Below are 5,522 nucleotides of genomic sequence, written 5' to 3'. Positions count from 1 at the left end.
GGGGCGGGGCCGGCCGGCGCAGTGTGGACCTCGGCAGTCCCCGCCGCTGCGACCGGGTGCGCGAGTGGGCGAACCCGCGTCTGCGTGCACGCGCCGGCGCAGGCCGCGCCGAGACTTGAATGCGGCCGCCCGCGCGGTTGACACGCGCGCCGCCGCCTACTAGGGTGCGCTTCCCCGTACTCCCGCCGATCGGCGGCCAAAGAGGGAAGCATGTCGGAGATTGTGGCCACCCGCTGACCTTCGTTTTCGCGAAGGTGGGTAACGCGTCGAATCAGTTCGCCGTCCGCGCAACGCGGGCGCGCGCCGTCGCGTTCGTTCCGGCTACGACCGACATGCCAAATGAATCTTTCCAGATCCGAACAGCGCGTGCTGCACGCGCTGGCTCAAGGCGGCTGCATCCAGCACCGCCGCGCCGCCGATAGCGCGGCCGTCCTCGAGGTGGACTGCTACAACCGCGACGGCTATCGCCTCGCGGACTGCACCGTAGCGGTGTTCAAGAAACTCAAACGACGCGGCCTGATCTGCTCGCACGACGGGCAGCCCTACCGCATCAGCCATCTGGGGCGGCAAAGCGTGCGCCCTCAACACGACAACCGGTGACGGCGATGCTGAGCTTGCTGATGTTCGGCTCGGCCCTGCGCCGCCGCCCGTTGTCCGCACAGGAGGACGCTATGCATATCCAAGACGAAACGCCCGAACAGCGCGCGCAGGTGCGCGCGCTCAACCGCGCCGCGTTCGGCCGCGGCGACGAGGCCGACCTAGTCGAGCGCCTGCGCGCCGACGGCCTGGTGCGGCTGTCGCTGGTGGCGCAGGACGGCGACGCGATCGTCGGCCACATCCTGTTCACCGACTTGCCCACGCAAGTGGACGGGCGCGCGGTGCGTGCGGTGGCATTGGCGCCGATGGCGGTGGATCCGCAGCGGCAGAGCGCCGGCCTGGGTTCGGCGCTGGTGCGCGCGGGGCTGGCGTGCCTGGCTCGGGACGGGGTCGAGGCGGTGATCGTGCTCGGCCATCCGGGGTACTACCCGCGCTTCGGCTTCAGCGCGGCGCTGGCGGCCAAGCTGGCGTCGCCGTTCGCCGGCGAGGCGTTCATGGCGCTGGAACTGGCCAAGGGCGCGCTGCGCGGCGAAGCCGGGCAGGTGCGTTATCCGGCTGCGTTCGGTATCGACGAAGCGGTTTGAAGGCGTCCGCGTCGCGGGCCCGGCATCGCGCCGGGCCCGCGTCGTGGCTGTAGTTGCGCGCGCGGACTTACGGCAGGCCGTCGCCGCACACGACCTTGGTCAGGGTGAAGTAGCGGCTGGTCTGGCCCCACTGGAACGACTCGCCGCAATTGCCGTAGGAACGCTCGCCGACCAGGTTGGTGCGGGCGGCGTCCGAGTAATAGTGCTGGACGTAGCCCTCGCCCGGATTCGGGTAAGGCAGCGCGCTGGCGGCCAGCGACAGGGTCATGCCGACGGCGAAGGCGATCAGGGCGAGCTTGCTCTTGGACTGCTGACGCATTTCGACTCTCCTTGTGATGAAGCGCGGTGGCGCGACGCAGCCGCGGCTGCGGCGGAGCGCCGCTTTCCTGCGCAGGTCGTTTTCCCGCACCGCCGCGTGGCGATGCCGGAATGGCGATTCAACACGAAGGCCACCGCGGCGCGAGCGTGCCTGCGGCGGGCAATGGGTCGCAGTTTCGCAGCGAACGCGTACGCGTTCGCCGTTCAGGCGCGCGCGGCGCTCACTGCTCGGGCACGTAGCCGGCCGGCTTGTCGGCGCCGCCGCCGAACAGGAACTTCTCCATCTCGTCCTGGAGGAAGGCGCGGTGCTTGGGGTCCATCGGCGAGAGCCGGTTCTCGTTGATCAGCATGGTCTGGTGGGCCAGCCACGCCGCCCAGGCGGCCTTGCCGATGTTGGCGAAGATGCGCTTGCCCATCTCGCCCGGCCAGGGAATGAAGTCGAGGCCTTCGGTCTCGCGCTGTTCGTGCTGGCAGAAAACGCTGCGGCTCATGGGGATCCTGGTGCGGTGACGAATGTGGGGGGCGGCGCGGCTTGCGGGTTCGATCGGTCGATCGCGGTCAGCCTGCCGCTTCGATCAGCTTGCGGCTTCGATCAACTTGCGGATCGGCGCGGGAATGCCGAGCTCGGCCAGTTCCTCGCGCGCGACCCAGCGCAGGTCGTCATTGTCGCCGACGCGCGCGCGCAAGGCGACCGCGCGCCAGCGCCGCGGCTGCAGTTCCAGCTTGTAGTGGCTGAACGCGTGGGCGACCGGCGCCAGCGCTTCGCCGTCGGCGTATTCGGCTTCGACGTGGGTGTCGAACCAGCGCTCGGCGGCTTCCTCGTCCTCGTGCTGCGGCAGCGTCCACAGCGCCGCCCACACGCCGGTCGGCGGGCGCCGCTGCAACAGCACGCGGCCGCTGCGGTCGAGCAGCCACAGCACCTGCGCGTGGCGCTGCGGCACCGCCTTGCCCGGCTTGGGCACCGGCAGTTCGGCGGTGCGGCCGTGGATGCGGGCGACGCAGTCGTTCTGCAGCGGGCACAGGATGCAGGCCGGGTCCGAGCGCGTGCACACGGTCGCGCCCAGGTCCATCTGCGCCTGGGTGTAGTCGGTCATGCGCGCCGGCGGCAGGTGCGATTCGGCCAGCGCCCACAGCTGCCGCTCCACCGCCGGCAGGCCGGGAAACCCGTCGATGCCGTGGTAGCGCGACAGCACCCGCTTGACGTTGCCGTCGAGGATCGCGTGGCGGTCGCCCCAGGCCTGCGACAGGATCGCCGCGGCGGTGCTGCGGCCGATGCCGGGCAGCGCGGTCAGCGCGTCGATATCGCGCGGCAGTTCGCCGCCGTGGCGTTCGACGCACAGCTTGGCCGCGGCGTGCAGGTTGCGGGCGCGGGCGTAGTAGCCCAGGCCCGACCACAGGCCGAGCACGGTGTCCTGCCCGGCCGCGGCGAGCGCGGGCAGGTCGGGCAGACGCGCGACGAAGCGTTCGAAATAGGGCGCGGCGGTCTTGACCTGGGTCTGCTGCAGCATGATTTCCGACAGCCACACCCGGTACGGCGAGCGCGGATGCTGCCAGGGCAGATCGTGGCGGCCGCTGACGTCGAACCAGGCCAGCAGGCGCGCGGCGAAGGCGTCGGGCGCGGAGGCGGCGGCGGGTGGCGCCGCCGTCTTGCGGCGGGCGGGGCGGGCGTTGGCGCTTTGGCTGCGTGGGTTCATTGCGATGTCAGGAGGCCGGCGCGGGCGACGCGGCGGCGGGCGGATCGTCTTGGATTTGCACTTCCACGCCTTCCAGCGCGGCGCCGGAGATTTCGATCTTCGGCGCGCTCAGGCGGCCGTTCAGCGGCGGCAGCGGCGAGCCGTCCCTGGCGTCGATCCAGGCCAGCATCTGCGCCAGGCGCAAGCGGCCGTCGAAGCGGGTCTGGTCGCGTTGCGCGCTCAGCGCGACGGTGTCGGACAGATCGGCCTTGCCTGCGTAATCGAGCTGGAAATCCAGCGGCGTGCGCGATTGGCCGAGCGGCGGCGGCAGCGCCGGCCAGGCCTGCGGCCAGGCATGGATGCGGCCTCGCCAGTGCAGCCGCAGGGCCGCGCCGAAGCCGAAGCGGCCGCCGGCGTCGAGGTTGGGCACCGTGCTGTCGGCGGCGGCGCGCAGGGCCGCGCCCATCGGCGCGAGGGTCAGTTCGCCGGCGCGATAGCGCAGCGGGCCGGCGAGGCCGAAGGCGAACGGCAGATCGGTGTCGCCGCTGGCATAGCGCGCGTCGGCGCCCAGGCGCAGCGCGTCCAGGCCGAGGCCGTCGAGGCCGTCGTGCAGGCGCGCGCCGGCGCGCACGCGCATCGGCAGGCGCCAGTCTTTGGCCTCCACCGCGAGCGCGCCGGACAGGCCGAGGCCGCGCGCCGGAGCCGGGCGATGCAGGGTCGCGGCCAGATCGAACGGCACCGCCACGCCGGCGCTGAGCGCGCGTCCGCGCACGCGGGCGCGCAGCGGTTTGTCCGGATCGAGTTCGGCGAACTCCAGGCCGATGTTTTCGACCGACCAGCCCGCGCCGACCGCGCGGCCGTCGCTGACGCGTGCGCCGCGGATCAGGCGCGGGATGCGGGTCGGGCCGGGCGAGGGCGGGCGCGCGGCGAGCCAGCGGTCGAGTTCGCCGAGGTCCAACTGCGGCGCGTCGAGTTCGACCCGTTCGATGTCGAGCACAGCGCCGGCGGCGCGGATCGTCGTCCACGGCGCGGCCAGATAGACGCGCTTGGCGCGCAGCAGCGGTTTGTGGCGGCCGGGCGCGCGCGCGACCAGGTCGCGCACTTCCAGCATCGGGGTGCCGCGCAGGCGGTATTCGCTGGCGCCGCTGGCGCCGATCTCAAGGCCGAGCGCGCGGCCGGCCTGGCTCAGCACGATCCAGCTGACCTGGCTGGGTTGCGAGACCCAGCGCAGAGCGAGCAACGCCGCCAGCAGCAGCGCCAGGACGATCCAGAGCCGCTTGCGCGAGCGGCGCGCGGGCTGCTGCGGCGCCGTCGGTGCGGCGGCGGCGGGCATCGCGCCTCAGCCGCCGAGCGCTTCGGGCAGCAGGGCGTCGACGAAGGCTTCGGCGTCGAACACGCGCAGGTCTTCCGGGCGCTCGCCGATGCCGGCGAAGCGGATCGGAATGCCGAACTCGCGCGCCAGCGCGAACACCACGCCGCCCTTGGCGGTGCCGTCGAGCTTGGTCACCACCAGGCCGGTGACGCCGACCGCGGCGTGGAACTGGCGCAACTGCGACAGCGCGTTCTGGCCGGTGGTGCCGTCGATGACCATCAGCACTTCGTGCGGCGCGGTCGGATCGACCTTGGCCAGCACCCGGCGGATCTTGCCGAGTTCGGCCATCAGGCCCTGCTGGGTATGCAGGCGCCCGGCGGTGTCGGCGATCAGCACCTGGGTGGCGCGCGCCTTGGCCGCGGCCAGCGCGTCGTAGGCGACCGAGGCGGCGTCGGCGTTCTGGCCCTGCGCCACCACCGGCACGCCGTTGCGCTCGCCCCAGGCTTGCAACTGGGCGACCGCGGCGGCGCGGAAGGTGTCGCCGGCGGCCAGCATCAGCGAACGGTTCTCGTCGCGGAAACGCTTGGCCAGCTTGCCGATGGTGGTGGTCTTGCCGACGCCGTTGACGCCGACGGTGAGCACCACGAAGGGCTTGGCGGCGGTGTCGATCGCCAGCGGTTTGGCCACCGGCTGCAGCAGGCCGATCAGGTCGGCGCGCAGCGCGGCCAGCAGCGCGTTGGCGTCGGCGAACTCGCGCGACTTCATCCGCTTGCGCAGGTTCTCGACCAGCGCGGTGGTGGCGGTGACGCCGACGTCGGCGGTGATCAGCGCGGTTTCGATTTCGTCGAGCAGGTCGTCGTCCAGGCGCGGATTGCGCGAGAACAGGCCGCCGAAGCTGCGCGCGAAGGCGCTGTTGCGCAGGCGTTCGCGCCAGCCGCTCTTGCCGGCGGGGGCGGCGGGCTTGTCGACGTATTCGATCGGGGTTGTGTCGGTCGCGGCGGTCGTGGCCGGCGCGGTTGCGGGCGCGGCGGTCGGCGG

Annotated in this window: 7 protein-coding genes; 2 read left to right on the top strand and 5 right to left on the bottom strand. The window is 72.4% G+C overall.

The genetic code is table 11. The features are described from left to right. Positions 1–339 precede the first annotated feature (339 nt). Together A7A76_RS11160 and A7A76_RS11155 are read left to right on the top strand one after the other, a co-directional pair. Positions 340–600 carry a YjhX family toxin gene (locus A7A76_RS11160; RefSeq protein WP_206411255.1) on the top strand — a complete coding sequence of 87 codons (261 nt, stop codon included), beginning with the start codon at positions 340–342 and terminating at the stop codon, positions 598–600. 71 nt (positions 601–671) lie between these two features. Further along, positions 672–1,181, top strand: a complete 510-nt coding sequence (locus A7A76_RS11155) for a GNAT family N-acetyltransferase (RefSeq protein ID WP_206411254.1) — start codon at positions 672–674, stop codon at positions 1,179–1,181. 67 nt (positions 1,182–1,248) lie between these two features. Here A7A76_RS11155 and A7A76_RS11150 read toward each other — a convergent pair whose 3' ends face one another. The 5 genes from A7A76_RS11150 to ftsY all read right to left on the bottom strand — a co-directional run. Next, a complete protein-coding gene (locus A7A76_RS11150) occupies positions 1,249–1,500 on the bottom strand; it encodes a hypothetical protein (protein WP_206411253.1) in 252 nt (83 codons plus the stop codon). Positions 1,501–1,720: 220 nt separating this feature from the next. Then, complete coding sequence (locus tag A7A76_RS11145; protein WP_206411252.1) at positions 1,721–1,990, bottom strand: oxidative damage protection protein; 270 nt, start codon at positions 1,988–1,990, stop codon at positions 1,721–1,723. A gap of 84 nt (positions 1,991–2,074) precedes the next feature. Further along, on the bottom strand, positions 2,075–3,193 hold the full coding sequence (gene mutY / locus A7A76_RS11140; RefSeq protein ID WP_206411251.1) for an A/G-specific adenine glycosylase: 1,119 nt from the start codon (positions 3,191–3,193) through the stop codon (positions 2,075–2,077). Between the two features lie 7 nt (positions 3,194–3,200). Then, a complete protein-coding gene (locus tag A7A76_RS11135; protein WP_206411250.1) occupies positions 3,201–4,505 on the bottom strand; it encodes a hypothetical protein in 1,305 nt (434 codons plus the stop codon). A 6-nt stretch (positions 4,506–4,511) separates the two neighbouring features. Next, positions 4,512–5,522 (bottom strand): signal recognition particle-docking protein FtsY (gene ftsY, locus A7A76_RS11130; RefSeq protein ID WP_206411249.1); only part of this gene is annotated, 1,011 nt, incomplete at its 5' end.

Source organism: Lysobacter enzymogenes (assembly GCF_017168095.1).
GTDB lineage: Bacteria > Pseudomonadota > Gammaproteobacteria > Xanthomonadales > Xanthomonadaceae > Lysobacter > Lysobacter enzymogenes_D.
The sequence above is the reverse complement of the archived record's forward strand: the minus strand, read 5'-3'. Positions and strand labels throughout refer to the sequence as shown.